This is a genomic window from Vagococcus sp. WN80Y (assembly GCF_059621045.1).
The window spans coordinates 186,823-204,668 of the sequence record NZ_JCAQHY010000001.1 but is presented as its reverse complement, the minus strand read 5'-3'; the positions used below and the strand labels follow the sequence as shown (position 1 = coordinate 204,668).

General features: G+C 37.3%; 19 protein-coding genes and 1 pseudogene. 4 read left to right on the top strand and 16 right to left on the bottom strand.

What is annotated here, in order from left to right:
• Window positions 1–233 precede the first annotated feature (233 nt).
• Both AC5KOD_RS00995 and AC5KOD_RS00990 read right to left on the bottom strand, forming a co-directional pair.
• Entirely contained in the window at window positions 234–398 is a 165-nt protein-coding gene (locus AC5KOD_RS00995; RefSeq protein ID WP_496912683.1) for a hypothetical protein, read from the bottom strand.
• 346 nt (window positions 399–744) lie between these two features.
• Window positions 745–1,101, bottom strand: a complete 357-nt coding sequence (locus tag AC5KOD_RS00990; protein WP_496912682.1) for a winged helix-turn-helix transcriptional regulator — start codon at window positions 1,099–1,101, stop codon at window positions 745–747.
• Window positions 1,102–1,697: 596 nt separating this feature from the next.
• On the opposite strand from AC5KOD_RS00990, the gene AC5KOD_RS00985 reads away from it, so the two are divergent.
• Window positions 1,698–2,042 (top strand): hypothetical protein, encoded by a 345-nt coding sequence (locus AC5KOD_RS00985; RefSeq protein WP_496912681.1) that lies wholly within the window; start codon window positions 1,698–1,700, stop codon window positions 2,040–2,042.
• Window positions 2,043–2,513: 471 nt separating this feature from the next.
• Here the strand turns inward: AC5KOD_RS00985 and AC5KOD_RS00980 are convergent, their stop codons facing one another.
• The 8 genes and pseudogenes from AC5KOD_RS00980 to AC5KOD_RS00945 form a co-directional block, all read right to left on the bottom strand.
• A complete protein-coding gene (locus AC5KOD_RS00980; protein WP_496912753.1) occupies window positions 2,514–2,639 on the bottom strand; it encodes an ArsR family transcriptional regulator in 126 nt (41 codons plus the stop codon).
• Between the two features lie 315 nt (window positions 2,640–2,954).
• Window positions 2,955–2,999: pseudogene (locus tag AC5KOD_RS00975) on the bottom strand (hypothetical protein); the annotation flags it as partial.
• Window positions 3,000–3,477: 478 nt separating this feature from the next.
• On the bottom strand, window positions 3,478–3,759 hold the full coding sequence (locus AC5KOD_RS00970; protein ID WP_496912680.1) for an NUDIX hydrolase: 282 nt from the start codon (window positions 3,757–3,759) through the stop codon (window positions 3,478–3,480).
• A 754-nt stretch (window positions 3,760–4,513) separates the two neighbouring features.
• The gene (locus AC5KOD_RS00965) at window positions 4,514–5,917 is read right to left on the bottom strand and encodes a glycoside hydrolase family 1 protein (protein WP_496912679.1); all 1,404 of its coding nucleotides are present in this window, start codon (window positions 5,915–5,917) and stop codon (window positions 4,514–4,516) included.
• Window positions 5,918–5,944: 27 nt separating this feature from the next.
• The gene (locus tag AC5KOD_RS00960; protein ID WP_496912678.1) at window positions 5,945–7,804 is read right to left on the bottom strand and encodes a beta-glucoside-specific PTS transporter subunit IIABC; all 1,860 of its coding nucleotides are present in this window, start codon (window positions 7,802–7,804) and stop codon (window positions 5,945–5,947) included.
• A gap of 120 nt (window positions 7,805–7,924) precedes the next feature.
• Entirely contained in the window at window positions 7,925–8,758 is an 834-nt protein-coding gene (gene licT, locus AC5KOD_RS00955) for a BglG family transcription antiterminator LicT (protein ID WP_496912677.1), read from the bottom strand.
• A gap of 256 nt (window positions 8,759–9,014) precedes the next feature.
• Window positions 9,015–9,506, bottom strand: a complete 492-nt coding sequence (locus tag AC5KOD_RS00950; RefSeq protein ID WP_496912676.1) for a prolyl-tRNA synthetase associated domain-containing protein — start codon at window positions 9,504–9,506, stop codon at window positions 9,015–9,017.
• Window positions 9,507–9,668: 162 nt separating this feature from the next.
• On the bottom strand, window positions 9,669–10,268 hold the full coding sequence (locus AC5KOD_RS00945) for a flavoprotein (RefSeq protein WP_496912675.1): 600 nt from the start codon (window positions 10,266–10,268) through the stop codon (window positions 9,669–9,671).
• A gap of 121 nt (window positions 10,269–10,389) precedes the next feature.
• On the opposite strand from AC5KOD_RS00945, the gene AC5KOD_RS00940 reads away from it, so the two are divergent.
• Window positions 10,390–11,235: a GNAT family N-acetyltransferase gene (locus AC5KOD_RS00940; RefSeq protein WP_496912674.1), complete on the top strand. Its 846-nt coding sequence runs from the start codon at window positions 10,390–10,392 to the stop codon at window positions 11,233–11,235.
• A gap of 96 nt (window positions 11,236–11,331) precedes the next feature.
• Here AC5KOD_RS00940 and AC5KOD_RS00935 read toward each other — a convergent pair whose 3' ends face one another.
• From AC5KOD_RS00935 to AC5KOD_RS00920, 4 genes are all read right to left on the bottom strand, one after another.
• On the bottom strand, window positions 11,332–11,451 hold the full coding sequence (locus AC5KOD_RS00935) for a putative metal homeostasis protein (protein WP_496912673.1): 120 nt from the start codon (window positions 11,449–11,451) through the stop codon (window positions 11,332–11,334).
• A 49-nt stretch (window positions 11,452–11,500) separates the two neighbouring features.
• Complete coding sequence (rpsN, locus tag AC5KOD_RS00930) at window positions 11,501–11,770, bottom strand: 30S ribosomal protein S14 (protein ID WP_496912672.1); 270 nt, start codon at window positions 11,768–11,770, stop codon at window positions 11,501–11,503.
• Between the two features lie 135 nt (window positions 11,771–11,905).
• Entirely contained in the window at window positions 11,906–12,883 is a 978-nt protein-coding gene (locus tag AC5KOD_RS00925; protein WP_496912671.1) for a Gfo/Idh/MocA family protein, read from the bottom strand.
• A gap of 10 nt (window positions 12,884–12,893) precedes the next feature.
• Window positions 12,894–13,913, bottom strand: a complete 1,020-nt coding sequence (locus tag AC5KOD_RS00920; protein WP_496912670.1) for a Gfo/Idh/MocA family oxidoreductase — start codon at window positions 13,911–13,913, stop codon at window positions 12,894–12,896.
• 193 nt (window positions 13,914–14,106) lie between these two features.
• On the opposite strand from AC5KOD_RS00920, the gene AC5KOD_RS00915 reads away from it, so the two are divergent.
• Window positions 14,107–14,982, top strand: a complete 876-nt coding sequence (locus AC5KOD_RS00915; protein WP_496912669.1) for a MurR/RpiR family transcriptional regulator — start codon at window positions 14,107–14,109, stop codon at window positions 14,980–14,982.
• Window positions 14,983–15,073: 91 nt separating this feature from the next.
• Window positions 15,074–15,535, top strand: coding sequence for a hypothetical protein (locus AC5KOD_RS00910; RefSeq protein ID WP_496912668.1), 462 nt, complete (start codon window positions 15,074–15,076; stop codon window positions 15,533–15,535).
• Here the strand turns inward: AC5KOD_RS00910 and yqeK are convergent.
• Both yqeK and eno read right to left on the bottom strand, forming a co-directional pair.
• Complete coding sequence (gene yqeK, locus AC5KOD_RS00905; protein WP_496912667.1) at window positions 15,490–16,086, bottom strand: bis(5'-nucleosyl)-tetraphosphatase (symmetrical) YqeK; 597 nt, start codon at window positions 16,084–16,086, stop codon at window positions 15,490–15,492. The two genes, AC5KOD_RS00910 and yqeK, sit on opposite strands and share 46 nt — an antisense overlap.
• A 222-nt stretch (window positions 16,087–16,308) precedes the next feature.
• Window positions 16,309–17,607 (bottom strand): phosphopyruvate hydratase, encoded by a 1,299-nt coding sequence (gene eno / locus AC5KOD_RS00900; protein WP_496912666.1) that lies wholly within the window; start codon window positions 17,605–17,607, stop codon window positions 16,309–16,311.
• Between the last annotated feature and the right edge of the window lie 239 nt (window positions 17,608–17,846).

The following is a 17,846-nucleotide window of genomic DNA, read 5'->3' as shown; positions in this document are numbered from 1 at the left end:
ACATCGTCACACTCAACATCACTATAGCTAAATTCAAGAGGGCGACTGGTCTCCTTAAGTGTGCACTATTCTAATTCAGCTAACGCTCTTGTCCCTGTAATGACTAAAAGCGCTTGACAAGCTCCACTAACAGAGGCTGTTACACGCCGGATTTGCTCCATCAATCCAAACAGATACTAAAATGTAATGTCTAACTGATTTCCCTTCACCACTTTTGTGAGTTCTAATTCATCTTAATCAAACAATTCACAATACATCACTAGCTGGAATTGTCGCTCTTTATCGATTAGAGAATCAACATTCTTTAACATTTTTGGCAACTCTTCAACTCTCTCAACTTTTTTACTAATTAATTCCAAAATAACACTTTCAATAAAATTATCTCGTGGTTCATTCACATCTTTTCTCCCTCCATCACTAGCGTTATAACTTAATCCAGTAATGCCTGATTAACTTGCCACTTTTTTCGTCAAATCGTATGTCTTCTAAAACACCATTATTACGTTCAACCACATGGACTTAGCCACTGTTTAACATCCTTATATTAAGTCAATTGAGATGTCCCGTCAATGTGTTGAAATAACGGATATTCCGAACGGTAACTGAGAATCGCTTCTTCATCTGCTAGAGTAGGCTCTACTAACGTCAGTCTTGTCATTTTTACAATTCCTTTCTGAAAATAATTTCTTATACAAAAGAACCTGTCAAAGGTTAATCTCATCCCCGACAGATTCATTCAATTTGTTAAGTAAATTCTTGAAACTCTTCTTTAAAAGCTACCAACCACTTTCCTAGTTGTTCATAAATTGGCACCAATCCCCAACCCACTTCAGTCAAACGATAATCAACCTTTGGCGGCACTTGGGGGTATTCTGTTCTGAGAATGAATCGATCTTTTTCTAACTCCTTAAGCTGCATACTCATCATTTTATGAGTAATACCAGGCAGCTTTTTCTTTAATTCACCATACCTTAAGCTCTCATCCTTTGTTAATAAATACAATATCCTTAGCTTCCATTTTCCAGCAATCATATCAACTACTTTTTCTATAGCAATGTAGCCATAATCTTCAACCGGACAAAAATCATGATCTTTTTTCAATCAGCACTCTCCTTTTTGATAGTATCTACCTAAAAAGTGCGTACTAACTTTTTGGGAATGACTCAATTATAATAGGATTGTCAAAGAAATTCAATAAAACGGAGGTTATCATGTTAAAAAAACGTTAGCGATTATCTGTGCACTTAATTTTTTCTCCAACACTCTTCTACATCTCACATTACTTTTTGGGGCTCCTTTTGGGGAATATGTATTAGGTGGTAATTATACTGTCTTTTCTGGTCATATGCGCTTGTTAACTGTGGGATTCGCTCTTTTGTGGGGGTATGTCGGCTACAATTACCTCATTCAAGGTGGACTGCTTCCACATAAAAAAACACAGCCTACACGAACACTTATCATTCTTAGTACCCTTTTTATGTTCGTGGCAATTGGCTCCAATGCCTTTATTACAGAAAGTGTCAAAGAACGACTTTTAATGACACCTCTTGCTCTGATCACTTTCCTTGCTAGTTTTTCACTTTTACTGGTGAGTAGACAACCTGATCATGACTAATCATTCCTCTCTTAAAAGACTGGTAGGCTACTTTTCACTATTCATAAGTTCTATGTTTATTATGAGAACAGCAGCTTTGGTATTGTCAAAACTCTCAGGTGGGTATGGGATATTAGACTTAACCTTTAATTACTCTCCCACTATTATTAACACTCATCTAAAACAACTTGGGACTCAAGGTCGCATGTTTTACAGCCATATTTTTTTAGTAGTTGATACCTTCTATCCTTTAACTTATGCATTGTTTTATTCATCACTTATTCAGCAGTTGCTAACTAAACAACGGCTAACTCATACATGGCTAAACAAGCTGAGTCTCTCACCACTCTTGGCTATGTCTTGCGACTGGTTAGAAAATGTATGCCTGTATGTGTTACTCAACTCTTCACCCATTGAGCCTGTCGTTTTTGGTACTTTATTGGAATGAATGCCTTAAAATTCATATTTCTTTATAGCGGCATTATTAGTATTTTTATATTGGCTCTTTATTATTTCAAAAAAACCAACCATTAAGCTAATCAAAAATAAGAACTATCCTGATAATAATGGATAGTTCTTATTTAGTTATCTCTAAATACTTCGATTATCTCTCGTCCTAAAGCAGTTGGTTTAACGCTTCGATTTTGGCTACTGTGAACAAACCGATACAATTCATTGCCTAAATTACCTGCTAAGCAGTAACATCAATTTCCAATTCTTCAAAATAAATAATCCCCTTTTTAGTTATAAAGACTTATTGATTAGAAATAAACGCATATTTTTTTGCCAATAACTCATCCAAAAAACTGACATCTCCCCCTTGCCAAATGTCGGTAACATGTTCGAGCTCTCTTCATGGAAATAAGCGCCTGTTTTTGTTTGTAAGAGTTTATCGGTTTTTTCGGCGAAATCACCATCATTATTTTAAGTGATAAGAAGTTGTACTAGCCGTAATTTTTGTCAACTTGGCTGGTTCATTTACTGTGTAATAGCGCCCATCCATCAACGTTGATAATAGTTGAAGCCGTGAGAGATCACGCTGTATTTTGACACCTCAGCCCGATCTGGGATTCCTTCCACACAATCATCACCTTTTTTATAGTATGAGGCATTTATCAATTGATGACCATCGAACTATTAACTAAATCGCCTTTCACTCAGACCATTCCGAGGCCAATATGGCATACTCATAGGTATCCTTCCAAAGGGGAGCTCCTTTTTCATCTCGTTGAAAGAAAATATTTTGTCTCTTGTGCCCTTCCCGTTCCATCCATATACGCTCTAATAACTTCCAAGATGTGTCATTTTTCGGGTCACACATCGCTACTACCCAGTGGATATTCCCTTTTTCTAATTCATTTTAAATCACTAATCTGACCGCTTTCGTTGCATATCCTCTTCCCTGATAGCTTGAATTAAAGACATACCCTAATTCCCAAGTTGAAAATTCTTATTCCGCAAAATAAATATTGCCAATAAGCTTATGACCCGTTTCTATACACACGGCCCAAAAGTTCTTATCTGTTGTACGCCGACTTGCTTCCTTTTGGCACTCTGCTTCTGTTTGTATTCCATTAAATAATCAAACAAGTCTTGCCAGCCTTCTGGGATACACCTTCTCACCATTATTTCTTCTTGTTACATGACTTTCTCCATTGTTTTTTATGGTATCTCTGCCACGCCCTAAGACAGAGTGGTGTTTTTCAAGTATTTTTCCACACATTTGCAACATTCCCAATCATAAGGGGTAAACAATTCTCTATTTGCTAATTCTTTGATCTCATCAAATGAGCTAATTCTTACATCAATAACTTCTTCCTTTTGTAAGGAAAGTTGTCTCAGATTAATATCTGCGAAAACAAGAAACAACTCAATCGACAAATTTAAAGGGCATATAACACGGTGCCAAGAGCAATCATCGGTTCTTGAATAACATAACCAATTTCTTCTAAAATTTCCCTCCGAGCAGCTTCAATACTGGATTCGCCTGATTCAATTCCACCGCCAGGTATTTCCCACAAACCTCCCATCTTTTTGTTTAGCTGTCTTTTCGTCATTAAATAGTTACCTTTTTCATTAACGATGACGACTCCCGCTGCTGCTTTCTTTTCTTTATTCGTGGCCGTATCGACTAGTTTATTTGTATCGTCATAACTCTCTGACATAGTCTTCCTCCTAGTTCATCATTGATTTCATTATAACAGATGATCCCCACGCTTTCTTGAATCACCTGTTAAGCTAGCCACAAGTTACCGTAAATCCCACTAACTTACCATAAAAGTGGCTAAATTACCTATTCACCGCACTCATTTAAGTGCTATTAGAAAATATCCGACCAAGATACTGACAATTAAGCAAGATTACAGCAATAACAGCCCCTTACTAAATTGACATCGCCTAACTAAGAATGCTATAACTAACAGTAGGTCTGTCTTATCGCGGATACAAGAAGCAACGATCGTGAACTAACGTGACATGCCTTAAATAAATATATATAAATGATTTGTACATAATAACATGACAAGCCTATTTTTAGCCATGTACGCTTTTAGCTCACACTGAATGATTAGCTTTTTATTAGTAAATAACATGAATGTCCGTTATTATTTTACTAATAAGTCATTCAGCCCCTCTGTTACTAACTACTATAAAAAATACTACTTAATAACATCACAGTCTCATTTTAAATCATGTACGCTTTTAGCAGACAAAAAACTATTAGCCTTTTATTGATAAATAACAAAATTATCTCCTCGGAATACAGCCTCACAATAATTAAAAAGGGGGCTGTGAGATAAGTCACGCCCCAGTTTTATTTCACGATAAACACGTTAAGAGTGAAGGCTCAGCAATTTCTCAACCTCCGAGCAATCGAAAGAGTCGCTTCTTCCTTCATGCTATAAATCTAAGCCAGGTTCTCTATAAATTTTCACCATTACTAGCAATTACCTCACGGTACCAGCCAAAGCTTTTCTTTTTGTAGCGTGCTAGCGTACCACTACCATCATCATGACGATCCACGTAAATAAAGCCATAACGTTTTTTTAATTCAGCCGTGGTAAAACTAACTAAATCAATACATCCCCACGACGTATATCCCATAACGTCAACACCATCTTCAATAGCCTCAGCAACTTGCTCCAAATGTTCACGCGTATAAATGATTCGATAATCATCTAAAACTGTCTTCGTGCCATCAGCTAATTCGACTAATTCATCAACTGCACCTAGCCCATTTTCAACTATGAAAACTGGTTTTTGATAACGATCAGACAATATATTTAAGTAATAGCGTAACCCTTTTGGATCGATTTGCCATCCCCACTCACTCGCCTTCAAGTACGGATTAGGAACACCTCCCAAGATATTGCCTTCGCTCGTTTCCACTGTGGGATCAACTGACTGGCAAGTACTCATATAGTAACTGAAGGAAATGAAATCCACTGTATGTTTTAGCGTCTCCAGATCCTCCTCTGTTATCTCTAGCTCAATCCCTTCTTCTCGGAAGAACCGTTGACTGTATGCAGGATAAGCGCCTCTTACTTGGATATCTGAGAAGAAAAAGCTCTCTCTTTCTGTTTCCATCGCTGCCCATACATCATCTGGAGCAGGTGTCAATGGATAAACAGGCATCCCTAACACCATACAGCCAATTTTCGCCTCTGGCAGTAAGTCGTGACAGGCTTTCACTGCTTTAGCACTTGCCACTAATTCATGGTGAATTGCTTGATAGATATCTTGCTTAGAGAGCTCCTCTTTTGGTGTAAATATAGCACCACTTAACAAAGGTGCATGGCCAATTGAATTGATTTCATTAAAGGTCAACCAATACTTAACTTTGTGACGATATCTCTTAAACACTGTTCGGGCATAGTGCTCAAAGAAGTCGATAAGCTCACGGCTTCGCCAGCCTCCATATGTTTTAGCTAAGTGTAAAGGGGTTTCGTAGTGAGAAAGAGTGACAAGAGGCTCGATGCCATATTTAGCACATTCATCAAACACTCGATCATAAAAAGCTAACCCCATCTCATTTGCCTCTTGCTCATCCCCTCTTGGAAATATTCTCGACCAAGCGATTGACAGGCGGAACACTTTAAAGCCCATTTCAGCTAGCAACTTAATATCTTCTTGATAGCGGTGGTAAAAATCAATTCCAACTAATTTTAAATTATCTTGAGTTGGCTCTGAAGTTGGTTGATCCTTCCAGCCATTTGGCGCCACATCCTGCACGCTAAGCCCCTTACCATCCTTGTTATAGGCCCCTTCAGCCTGATTAGCCGCAATTGCTCCGCCCCATAAGAACCCTTTTGGAAATTTTGACATTCTGTTATCCTCCTAAATTTTTAATAACTAAACCACATAGATAATCGCATTTTGACTCTCAGTTTGCTCAATTTCTTTTGCTACTACGTCTATATAGTTAGCGGTATTTGTAACGACTATAGGAGTTACCACATCGTAACCCGCGGCCTTGACCTGAGCAATATCCACAGTCAACAATGGCTGACCTTTTTTAATCATGTCGCCTGCTTCAACGTGAGAGTCAAAAAACTTCCCTTGTAGCTCAACAGTATCAATACCAATGTGAATCAGTAACTCTATGCCACTCGCGCTCGTAAGCCCAATCGCATGTTTCGTTGGAAACAAGGCAGTGACAGTTCCATCAAAAGGCGCTACAAAGGTGTCTTCTGAAGGAATAATAGCAATACCCGCTCCCATCATTTTGCTTGAAAAAGCAGAATCATTGACCTGTTCTAAAGAAATTACACGTCCCTTAATCGGTGCATAGATCTTCTTTGGATCACTACTTCCCGTTTCCACTGATTCCGAGATAACCCCTTCATCGGTTATAGCAAGTGGCGCTTCTTCCTCAATGCCCAAAACTAACGTTAAAATAAATGTCAAAACAATCGACATTATTGCCACAACAATCGCATTGATAATATTTTGATTGCCTTCACCACCAATAAATTGTGGCAATGAAACAAGAGACGGCACAGCAAAAGCGTATGATTCTAAACCAGTAATCCCCATATAAACACCACAAATCGCACCTGAAATCATTGCAGCGTATAATGGCCGTTTATATTTTAATGTGATACCATACAAAGCTGGCTCTGTTACTCCAGCTACTAAAGCAGAGATTCCTGAAGCGATCGCGACTTGTTTCAACTTTTTATCTTTTGCCTTCACTGAAACAGCCATTGCAGCCGCACCTTGAGCTAAGTTTGCTGCTAACATTGCCGGTAAAATTAGAATATCCGGTGTCGCTGGCGATGCAATTAAAAAGATTGGTGCAAATGCCCAATGCATTCCAGTCATCACAATTAGCGGCATAAATGCTGCCATCAATCCAAGCGCTAGCCACCCTGCTTTACTTTGAACCCAAATAATAGTAGCAGACAACGCTTGCCCCGCAAAGATTCCTAAAGGCCCAACCACTACTAAGGCTAAGGTTCCTGAAATCAACAAAATAATCAAGGGCTGAGCGATACTTTTAATAACCGCAGGAATTACTTTATCAATCCCCTTTTCAATATATGACATCAACCAAACCATGATTAGAATTGGGATAACTGATGAGCCATAGGAAGCTAATGTGACAGGTAAACCAAAAAAGTGAATCGGCTCGCCTGTTCCAACCATTGCAGTAAAATTAGGATGTAGCATAATCCCTGCAACAGTTACGGCTAGCATTGGTGATACTTTAAATTTTTGTGCTGCTGTAAAAGCCAACATCATCGGCATAAAGTAGAAAGGTGCATCTCCGAAAAATGACAACACTGCAAAGGTTTGACTAGCGTCACTCAACCAACCGACTAGCGGCAACACAATCAGCAAAACTTTGATCATCCCGCCACCTAACATAGCCGGAATTAAAGGGGACATACACCCAGAGATGACATCAACAAACGCATCAAAAATACTCTTTTTTTCTTCTGGCTCTTGAGAAGACTCACTTGTAAAGTGTCCTAATTTAACTAACTCCTTATAATAAGACGCTACGTCATTTCCCATAATGATCTGATATTGACCGCCTTTTTTCATGACGCCCATGACACCTTCACTATTTTTAACAGCTTCATCATTGACAAGACCATCATTTTTTAAAACAAAACGTAAACGCGTCATACAATGGGTGACGCTTTTGACATTCTCTTCTCCCCCAACTAACTGAAGGATTACTTTTGCAGACTCTTTATAACTCATTTTTTATTCCTCATTTCGTTTGATTAATGCTATCGACCAATAAAAAATAACCTAAAATAACTGCGCTAAGGCAAGTCGTTTTAGGTCATGCTCCTGACGGATAACAATCCTATTATCTAATTATAAATTTTTAGTTATTCTACGAATGTGTGCGGTTAAATAAAGTAGTTCTGTCGAGCTCAACTCAAAATCAAATTCATGATTGACATAATCGCCAATCTTCAATGAACATTGATACTCAGAGACATACTTTTTCTGCAGCGTCTCTAATAATTCAACATCCTCATCATCGTAATGCTCTCCTACTAATAATCGCTGAGCAAAAAACTTAACATGGGTAATAAAGCGATAATAATCCAAAGAATCTTCATCAAATTCTGTCCGATAAGCGTCTTTGATAATATTTTCAATTTTTTTCGTAATTTCTGTTACTTCATAAGCTAAGGTGAAGTTTTTATCCTGCTCCGCATTAACAAAGTGGATAGCTATAAACGCTGCTTCATCGATTTCGAACTCGATGCCCAAATCATTTCGAACTATTTCAATGGCTTTTTCTCCCACTGAATATTCATCAGGATAAAATCGTGCAATATCCCAACGCAAAGGATTTTTCAAAATGACTCCATCTTTATATCGTTCGATTGAAGAGTGAATATGATCCGTCAAATTGACATAAATCGTTTCGTTTAAATTTTTCCCTAACTTGATTTTTCCAAAATTAATAATCTTCTCTGCCACCAAAATATGGGCCATCGGCACCTCAATAAGTAACTCAGTAAACTTACTTTGAGTAGCTTTATCTCTTAATAAAAATGTTTTTTCAACCAACTCCATGTCAACCTGTTGGTTTTTCTTTTTGCCAAACGCAATCCCCTTACCCATTAAGAGCACTTCAATACCGCTACTATTGACAGATATGACTGTATTATTATTCAGTACTCGCCTTATGATCATAAAACATCTCCATCTATACAAAAAAATCCCATTTACTTGCTTAATAAATAAGCAGTGCAAATAGGTCATGCTCACAATAGTGATAACATCCATCTCAATAATTTTTTCTCAGATATAGCATGCTTACCCGAAGTAATAACATCTATATTCTTATACTAAATTACCATCTTTCCACTCCTATGTCAACTTTACTTTAAAAAGTACAGACCTGAACAGCAGTAATTCGATCTATTCAGGTCTATTTTAAGTCGTTCTGTTATAAGTCTAAAATGCTGACCGTATTGCCTTGCTCCTTGATAAAAGCCTCAACGTCTCTAAGCGATAAAAAAAGCGTCGACGTATTATCATTTGGATGAAAGCCTACAGCAGTTGCTCTAGTGAGTCCCTTATCAATATAAACCTGAACATTATTTTCCGTATCGTTGACCACTCCAAAAGGTGTTACAGCTCCCGCTTCTAGCCCAAGATATTTTTTCAAGCGATCTGCTGAAGCAAAAGATAAAGGTGTTGAGCCAATTTTTGTCCGAATTTCTTTCAGATTAACTTGCTTACCACCTGGTAAACACAATAAGAAGTGTTTTTTACCACGAGCATCACGAAGAAATAAATTTTTAGCTATAACGTCTCCTTCGTTTAACGGAATATCCGCCATCTCTTCAATCGTATAAACAGCCTCATGCTTTTCTTGTCGATAATCGATCCCCATCTGATTCAATTTCTCTAATACAATCTCTGTTTGATTTGTCATCTTCTCTATCTCCATTCTCACTTTAATTAACTCACTACTCTCACCAATCGATCACTTTATGCTTTGTTAGCTTCTGTCATAATACTTCATCAGTCATTTTCACTAAAATTTCATATTGATTATCCATCCCACTATCTCTTTTTAGTCTTTGTTAATTAGCTTTTAAGCAGATGTTAGACTCAACTGGCTCATAACCTCTTCAATAATTTTCTCAACAGGTGCTAAAGCACCAATCCCAACATCTCCACAAGCCAGTTTTTGTGATACAGGAGTAATTTCCTGATACCCGTACCGGTTAATTTTTTCTAAGTTTTCCTGAATAACTGGCTGTAAATACATCTTGGTATTCATAGCTGGAGCGATTAATTTAGGAACTGTTGGTGGAACAGCAAGGCAAATCGTTGACAATAAATCGTCAGCTATTCCCATAGCTAATTTGCTAATAATATTCGCAGTTGCTGGCGCTATTAAAACCAAGTCACAATTTTGAGCCAGCTCGATATGTGTGATTTTACTGGGCATCGGTTCTGCCATGACATCAAGATAAACAGTTTTTTCTGATTGAATTTGCATTGTTAAGGGTGTGATAAAATGAGTACTACTTTCTGTCATCACGACACGGACGTCAACTCCACGTTTTTTCAGTCCACTTGCGATACTTGCCACTTTAAATGCTGCAATACTCCCTGTCACACCTAAAAGCACTCGTTTCATGTAATCCTTCCTTTCATTAACAACAACGTGACTTAATTCACAATCCATTCGTCAAGTTGCTTTGTATTAAATTCATTTTAACACTAATTCTTCAGTCTGAACATAGTAAGCGGATTTAGTTATTCCATGGTAAAATATAGCTAATATAACATAAGAGGTGAAAAACAATATGACTCAAGCTCAAATTCAACTTGTGAAAACACTGACTACTCAGGAACAAGATGGCATTCAACAATTAATTACCATGTATCACACAACTCATGGCTGGCGATTTAAAGTAGACCCCAATGTTCTTGAACGCACGGACGCTGAAAATACATCACATTTTTTAGTCCGAACTAATAACAACTTAACAGCCTATATGCTCACAACCTTCTATAATAAAACAGAGTTAGAAGTAACCATTGTTGGCAGCGACACTTCTAATTTCGAGGTCTTATTTGACTTGGCTGTAAAAGAAGCGAATAACCATCAGTTATCAACCCTTCTCTTAGCTATTGATCCATCTGATCAGCAAACTGTTTTATTAGCAAAAAAGGCTGGCATGGAACATGAGTTTTCAGAATTCCGTCTGGCTCTTACAAACAACAAGCCTCCTATTTCATCACGACCGGAAGTTAGCCTACGTCAGGCTACAACAGATGATAAAATCATTCTCGATGAACTTGACACCGAAGCCTTCGGTGAATCTGCTAATATTGCACTCGACGATATTCCGCTATGCTACTTAGCAGAAGTGAATCAGCAGATCATCGGCAAGGTCCGACTAGAACAAACAAAAGAAACTGTTGGCATTTTTGGGTTTGTAGTGTCTCCAGCTGAACGTGGAAAAGGCTACGGAACAGAAATAATCTCGCGCATTATTCAAGAAAAACTTGCAGCTGGTTTTTCTTATATTTATCTTGAAGTAGCCCTCGCTAACCCCTCGGCACTAAAGCTATACGAACGCTCAGGTTTTGAAAAAGAAGCCACCTTTGATTATTATCAGCTTAAAATAGCATCTGTATTCCATTAATAGACAGCAAATAAACGGTTGAACAGTAGCATCGACTTTTTATCGGAGTTAAATGCTTTTGTTTCACCGTCTATTATGAATTCTCGTTAAGTACCTCTAAGCAATTTTACGACCTTTCTTTTTGTATTCCTTAATAAGTTTAAGGGCTCGTTTTCTAGTTTTAATATTAGGACTTTTTAATCGTCTATAAGCGCTAGAAATATCCGTCTTCTCCATCCTCTACTCCTTTCTAACAATTAATTTAAAACATAATCATCTATCAATCCTACCAACTCGCTTTGCGAACTCCTGGCAATTGGCCTTTGTGAGCTAATTCTCTAAAATTAATCCGCGATAAGCCAAACTGACGCATATAGCCACGTGGTCGACCATCCAGTTGATCTCGGTTTCGTAAGCGATTGGGATGCGACTCTTTAGGTAGTTTAGCTAATCCGTGATAATCACCTCGTCGTTTCAATTCCAACCGAATAGCCGCGTAAGCATTGACTAACTCACGTTGTCGCTCTGCTTTTACTTGCTTAGATTTTTTAGCCATCATTTCCTCCTTTTTCAATAAATCGTAATAATTACACTTTAAAAACAAGAATAACATGCTTCAATTAAAATTACAAGACAAAACTTTTAACAAAAAAAAACAAGATATTAGATATCTTGATTCTTTCTTATTGCATTACCCTAACTTAATCCCCGCACTATCAAGAGCTTGTTCAACAACCTCCATAACTAATTGACTATGAGCTAAATTCCTAGCCACTGTTACACTATCCTGCTCGTCTATTATCCTGTTAAATTCTTTAAATTCTTCATACATACGATGAGAATTAACTTTGCGATCGACTCTTTCACTTGGCCTTCCTTTAAGTTGTTTATCAAAACTCTCTAGCACATTAGTTGCCCCGTTAATAATAATCGCACCTTGATTCCCTTGAATTGTCGAACGAATCTCAGAAGTAGAATCCTTTGCTCCAATACAGACAACCTTGGTCTGAGGATAATTCATAAGTAAGATACCAGACGTGTCAATATTTCGTTCTATATTAGCCAAATATGTCACATGATCTGGTTTTCCAAGTAAACCAACGACTAAATGAATGTTGTAAATATTGATGTCCATCAAGGCTCCCCCACCCATTTTGGGATTAAAAGCAGGTAAAACAGTGCCTTCCTTAAAAGCATCATACCGTGAAGAATACTGAGAGTAATTACACTCAATAATTTTAAGCTCGCCTAACTCCGATAAACTTTCTTTAATTCCCTGATAATTAGCAAGATGCTGATTAGTAATCGCTTCGATTAAGACCAAATTATTATCTAAGGCAATCTGTTTTAGCTCAATAAATTGACTGAGCCTTAACGTAAAGGGTTTCTCACAAATCACATGTTTTTGATGCTCTAAAGCTTTCTTGGCATACTCATAATGCAAATGATTAGGAAGGGCCACGTAAACTGTATCACACTCACTTCCTACTAAACAACGCTCAAAATCTGTATAAGCATCTTTGATCCTATACTCTTTTTGGAGGTCGATCACTTTATCATAGCTGCGCTCTGTACCGAGAATGGCGCTTAACTCAATTTCTGGCAAGTCTTTGACCATTGTTAAAAAATCCTTCACAATCATTCCTGAACCTAAAATAGCTAATTTCATTTTTATCCTCCTATTGAAAAAGAAGTTGACTTCCTTGTTCTAATACTTCTAATTGAAAAATGGTTTCTTCATCCTTCACAATCTTCTCTTTGCTATTAATAATTGACTCATACAACCCTTCATAGATTCGACTATAATCACCAATCTCAGAGATTACCTTTTCCTCATGGTACGTTCCTTGACTGTCTAAATAAGTCAATACGCCATAATGTTCTGGTAAATCAACGCCAAAATCAGCATGATCTGGTAGATAGAACATTTTCAGATGTTCCTCTTGACGATCCTTTGTCTGCTTCACAAAACAGCCTTTTTTCCCATAAACAACAAAGCTTGGACGTTCCTTTATCCGAAAATAGCTGGATTTAACTGATACCTTCATTGCACCATAATAAAAGTCTAAATCAAAATAATCATTCATTCGACCTTTTCCTAATAATTGACGCACATCATAATGACTCTCATCAGGCTCACCAAAATAAGATAAAACTTGATCGATTGTATGACAGCCATGACCATACAAATAGCTATTAACTTGAGAATAGTCTGTCACACTTTCTGGCACTTCTGGTCGAAAGTAATCATAGTGCATCTCTACTTCTAAAATATCGCCTAACACGCCGCTTTCAATTACCTTTTGAACCGTTAAAAAATCCGAATCAAATCGGCGATTTTGATAACATTGAATCAAAAGTCCTTTTTCTTTTGCTAAAGCAAATAGTTCTTTTGCTTCTGCTGATGTTTCAGTAAAAGGTTTCTCCACCAGAGCATTTTTACCGTGCTCCAAAATCAGCTTGCCATAGTAGTAGTGAAGGGGACTCGGAGTTGCCACTACCACCAACTGAATTTCAGGATCATTAAAAATATCAGCAAGATTGGTTGTATAATTGATTCCTTCTATTTTTTTCCAAAGCGTTTTTTCAGTCCTAGAGTAGATACTTTTTACCCTGATTTTATCAGCCAATTTCATAGAAAATGGCAAATGATAGCGATTGGTGCTTTTACCATTAGCAATATAAGCAATTGTTAACATATAATTTTCCTCCTTTAAAAGCTTGGCACTCATTCATTATAAGCCACTGATTATCTAGTACAAGGGTTACACACCAAACAGGACCTTCTTTTCAAGAATCTGTCCAACACTGCCAAGTCTTTAAACATAATGTTTAGAATCATGGAAAAAAACAAGTAAATCAGTTAAAATTGTAGCAAGAGGAGATGAGTCAATGTTAGTCGTTTTAGATCAACTAAAAGAACAAGTGAATTTTACTCAGACAGAGAGGCGGCTTGCAGATTATCTGCTGTTACATCTTGCTGAAATCCCCTCAATTTATATTGAGGATTTAGCTAAATTAACCTATACCTCTCACTCAGCCATTATTCGCCTATGCAAAAAGATCGGTTTTAATGGCTTTAGAGATTTTAAACTAGCAATCTCAACGATTGTTCACAGTCAGCTACATACAGCCGGAAAAATCGATGTTAATTTTCCCTTTACGGAAGAGGATTCCGCTATGACTATCGCCAAGAAAATGGCAGATTTAACGATTGATGCCGTAAAAAAAACCTTGATTCAACTAGATGAGGTGGTTCTTAATACTATCGTCGACAAATTGGCTAAGGCAGAACGAGTCTTTCTTTTCGCTCGAGGTGACTCTCAGATTAGAGCACGTAGCTTTCAAAACAAACTGGTGAAAATCAATCAATTTTATATTTTGGCCGAAGACAATTCTGATGGATACTGGAATGCAGCTAACCTTAGTAAAAAAGATTGTGCCCTTTTTTTATCTTATAGTGGCATCGTGCCTCAATATACAAAAATCTTGACTCATTTTAATGTCGAAAAAATTCCCACCATTTTACTTACCGGTAATAGTCAGTCACCGCTTGTTGATTTAGCCGCAACCACCCTAGTTACGATTCAAGATGAATATGATTACGCTAAAATCAGCACCTTCTCATCACAGGTTGCCTTTGAGTATATATTAGACACACTATTTTCGATTCTATATGCTAAAGAATATCGAAAAAATGTGCTAAATTTGAAAAACAAACAACAATTACTTCAAAATGGTCTCTTATCAGACACAATTGGGACTTGATTTAGCTATTTTTTTTAAGTAAGAAACTGCCGGCTCGTCAATTTATTCTTAAATTTTTTTCAAAACACATGACTATGAATGGAGATTACTAATGCTTGAACACCTATTGGCGCTCGCAATTCTATCTGAATTAGCTATGATACCAACTGCTCAGTACCCTGAAGTATTGGATGAGCATTTTATAAATGATTCCGACAATGAGCTCCTACTAGAGTTAGAGTTCTTTTATCGTAACACAACTAAAGTCATAGCTACGCTTGCTAATCACCCTTCACTAAACTATGATTCTTTTGGCGTTTTTCTATTGACTGAAACAGAAAAAATATATCTTTCTAGTGTTTTTTCTCTTCATGATTTTGGTAGAAAAATGTACACCATTTGGAATTTATACCTCCCTGAATCACTCCAACAAATCGAACCCTTTTGGACATTAGGTTACGCTGATGACTGTTTATCTTATGGTGATGCGCAACAAACGAGAAGTTTATACGAAAAAGCATTTATGTTTTATACTAATTCCAGCTCAGCCATCGCCTCCTTTAACCAAGGATGAAGGACCATTATATCTGATAGTGCCCACTTAATGTAAACACGACACCCTTCATCTAACGATTTAGCTAAAGCTACATATAAGTCATCTAAATAAGGCGCACTATCAGTTCTATCCCATCTAACTTTGTCTGCAAGAAACACCACTTTATCTAAATCCGAAGCGTTCTTCCTTAAAGTAGTGTGAGACTCTATTGCAGATAGAATTTCTTTATCCCTAACAGAAAAAATATCTGTTGCTACAAAAACCGATTGCTTCTGATGTAAAATCATTGGCAAAAGTACTTCCTCTTCCAAAACTTCCTCACCTAAAAATATCTGCAAAGAAATACGCTCCTCATTAGGAATAACCACGCTAATATCGTGTAGTAATCCAGCAATATATGCCTTCTCTTCAGATACACCATATTTTTTGGCTAATTTCCTTGCCTCCTCAGCAACTTCAAGTGAATGGATTGCTGTTGCCGATTTATCATAATAAGCAAAAAATTCTGCAACTTGCTCACTCAAATTACTAGAAGTAAACGCTAGTTGATAGTCCTTAATTTTTTTCATTTCAGCTATTCCTCATTTCAGTGACAGACCCAGTATTCTTTTACTAAACACAGGCTTTTTTCTTATTATATCTGATCAATGTTAGTCCTTACAATTTTAGTAAATGCGCCCTTATAATCTCCCCAACTAACAAAAAACTCTCTGTTCTAATTGTCAAAACAATTAAAACAGAGAGTCTTTTCAGCAATTTTTCAACTAATCAACTGCTTCATTACTTAAAAACTATTTATTTTTTAAGTTGTAGAAAGCTTGTAAACCTTTGTATTCAGCAACGTCGCCTAATTGGTCTTCGATGCGTAATAATTGGTTATATTTAGCAACACGGTCAGTACGTGACAATGAACCCGTTTTGATTTGACCAGCGTTAGTTGCAACAGCGATGTCTGCAATAGTTGCATCTTCGGTTTCACCAGAACGGTGAGAAACAACAGCCGTGTAACCAGCTTGTTTAGCCATTTCAATTGCTTCAAATGTTTCCGTTAATGTACCAATTTGGTTCACTTTGATAAGGATTGAGTTAGCAATGCCTTTTTCAATTCCTTCAGCCAATTTAGCTGTGTTTGTAACAAATAAATCGTCACCAACAAGTTGAACTTTATCGCCCATGATTTCAGTCATTTTCTTGAAGCCATCCCAGTCGTTTTCATCCAAACCATCTTCGATAGAAATCAATGGGTATTTAGCAACTAAATCAGAATAAACTTGAATCATTTCTTCAGTTGTTTTTTCACCTTCGCCAGAATCAGCTAAAATGTAAACACCTTTTTCTTTATCGTAGAATTCTGAAGCAGCAGCATCCATTGCAAGAACAACGTCTTTACCTGGTTTGTAGCCTGCTTTTTCGATCGCTTCCATGATAACTTCAAAACCTTCTTCATTTGAACCTAAGTTAGGCGCGAAACCACCTTCGTCACCAACTGCAGTTGAAAGTCCTTTAGCTTTTAAGATTGACGCTAATGCGTGGAATACTTCTGCACCCATGCGTAGTGCTTCTTTAAATGTTGGTGCGCCAACAGGCATGATCATGAATTCTTGGAAGTCAATGCTGTTATCAGCATGTGATCCACCATTAATGATGTTCATCATTGGAGTTGGTAATACTTTCGTGTTAAATCCACCTAAGTAGTGGTATAGAGGCATTTCTAAGAAATCTGCTGCAGCGCGAGCACATGCAATAGACACACCTAGAATAGCATTAGCACCTAATTTAGCTTTGTTTGGAGTACCGTCTAACTCGATCATCAATTTGTCGATATCCATTTGGTCACGAACATCAAAGCCAATGATAGCTTCAGCGATAACGTTGTTAACATTGTCAACTGCTTTAGAAACACCTTTACCTAAGTAACGGTCTTTGTCGCCATCGCGTAATTCAACAGCTTCGTATTCACCAGTTGAAGCGCCTGAAGGTACCATACCGCGACCAAAAGCACCGCTTTCTGTGTATACTTCAACTTCGATTGTTGGGTTACCACGTGAGTCAAGGACTTCGCGTGCATAAACGTCTGTAATAATTGACATGTTATAAATCTCTCCATTTCATATTTGTTTTTTTATAGCTAAGGTATTTCTACCGTAGTATCTCTTTTGATAATTTCCTCAAACTCCTATAAACATTTCGATGTCCCTTGTCTCTATGCGATAAATCGCTAAGAACAACGGCTCTCCATTTCATATTTGTTTTTTATAGCTAAGGTATTTCTACCGTAGTATCTCTTTTGATGATTTCCTCAAACGCCTATAAACATTTCGATGTCCCT

Excerpts from the sequence above, each read along its gene's own strand:
- AC5KOD_RS00940 (WP_496912674.1), top strand. The coding sequence starts at position 10,390 with ATGACTCAAGCTCAAATTCAACTTGTGAAAACACTGACTACTCAGGAA.
- yqeK (WP_496912667.1), bottom strand. The coding sequence starts at position 16,086 with ATGAAAAAAATTAAGGACTATCAACTAGCGTTTACTTCTAGTAATTTG.
- AC5KOD_RS00950 (WP_496912676.1), bottom strand. The coding sequence starts at position 9,506 with ATGACAAATCAAACAGAGATTGTATTAGAGAAATTGAATCAGATGGGG.
- eno (WP_496912666.1), bottom strand. The coding sequence starts at position 17,607 with ATGTCAATTATTACAGACGTTTATGCACGCGAAGTCCTTGACTCACGT.
- AC5KOD_RS00915 (WP_496912669.1), top strand. The coding sequence starts at position 14,107 with ATGTTAGTCGTTTTAGATCAACTAAAAGAACAAGTGAATTTTACTCAG.
- AC5KOD_RS00945 (WP_496912675.1), bottom strand. The coding sequence starts at position 10,268 with ATGGATTGTGAATTAAGTCACGTTGTTGTTAATGAAAGGAAGGATTAC.
- AC5KOD_RS00970 (WP_496912680.1), bottom strand. The coding sequence starts at position 3,759 with ATGTCAGAGAGTTATGACGATACAAATAAACTAGTCGATACGGCCACG.
- AC5KOD_RS00935 (WP_496912673.1), bottom strand. The coding sequence starts at position 11,451 with ATGGAGAAGACGGATATTTCTAGCGCTTATAGACGATTAAAAAGTCCT.
- licT (WP_496912677.1), bottom strand. The coding sequence starts at position 8,758 with ATGATCATAAGGCGAGTACTGAATAATAATACAGTCATATCTGTCAAT.
- AC5KOD_RS00960 (WP_496912678.1), bottom strand. The coding sequence starts at position 7,804 with ATGAGTTATAAAGAGTCTGCAAAAGTAATCCTTCAGTTAGTTGGGGGA.
- AC5KOD_RS00920 (WP_496912670.1), bottom strand. The coding sequence starts at position 13,913 with ATGTTAACAATTGCTTATATTGCTAATGGTAAAAGCACCAATCGCTAT.
- AC5KOD_RS00910 (WP_496912668.1), top strand. The coding sequence starts at position 15,074 with ATGCTTGAACACCTATTGGCGCTCGCAATTCTATCTGAATTAGCTATG.
- rpsN (WP_496912672.1), bottom strand. The coding sequence starts at position 11,770 with ATGGCTAAAAAATCTAAGCAAGTAAAAGCAGAGCGACAACGTGAGTTA.
- AC5KOD_RS00965 (WP_496912679.1), bottom strand. The coding sequence starts at position 5,917 with ATGTCAAAATTTCCAAAAGGGTTCTTATGGGGCGGAGCAATTGCGGCT.
- AC5KOD_RS00925 (WP_496912671.1), bottom strand. The coding sequence starts at position 12,883 with ATGAAATTAGCTATTTTAGGTTCAGGAATGATTGTGAAGGATTTTTTA.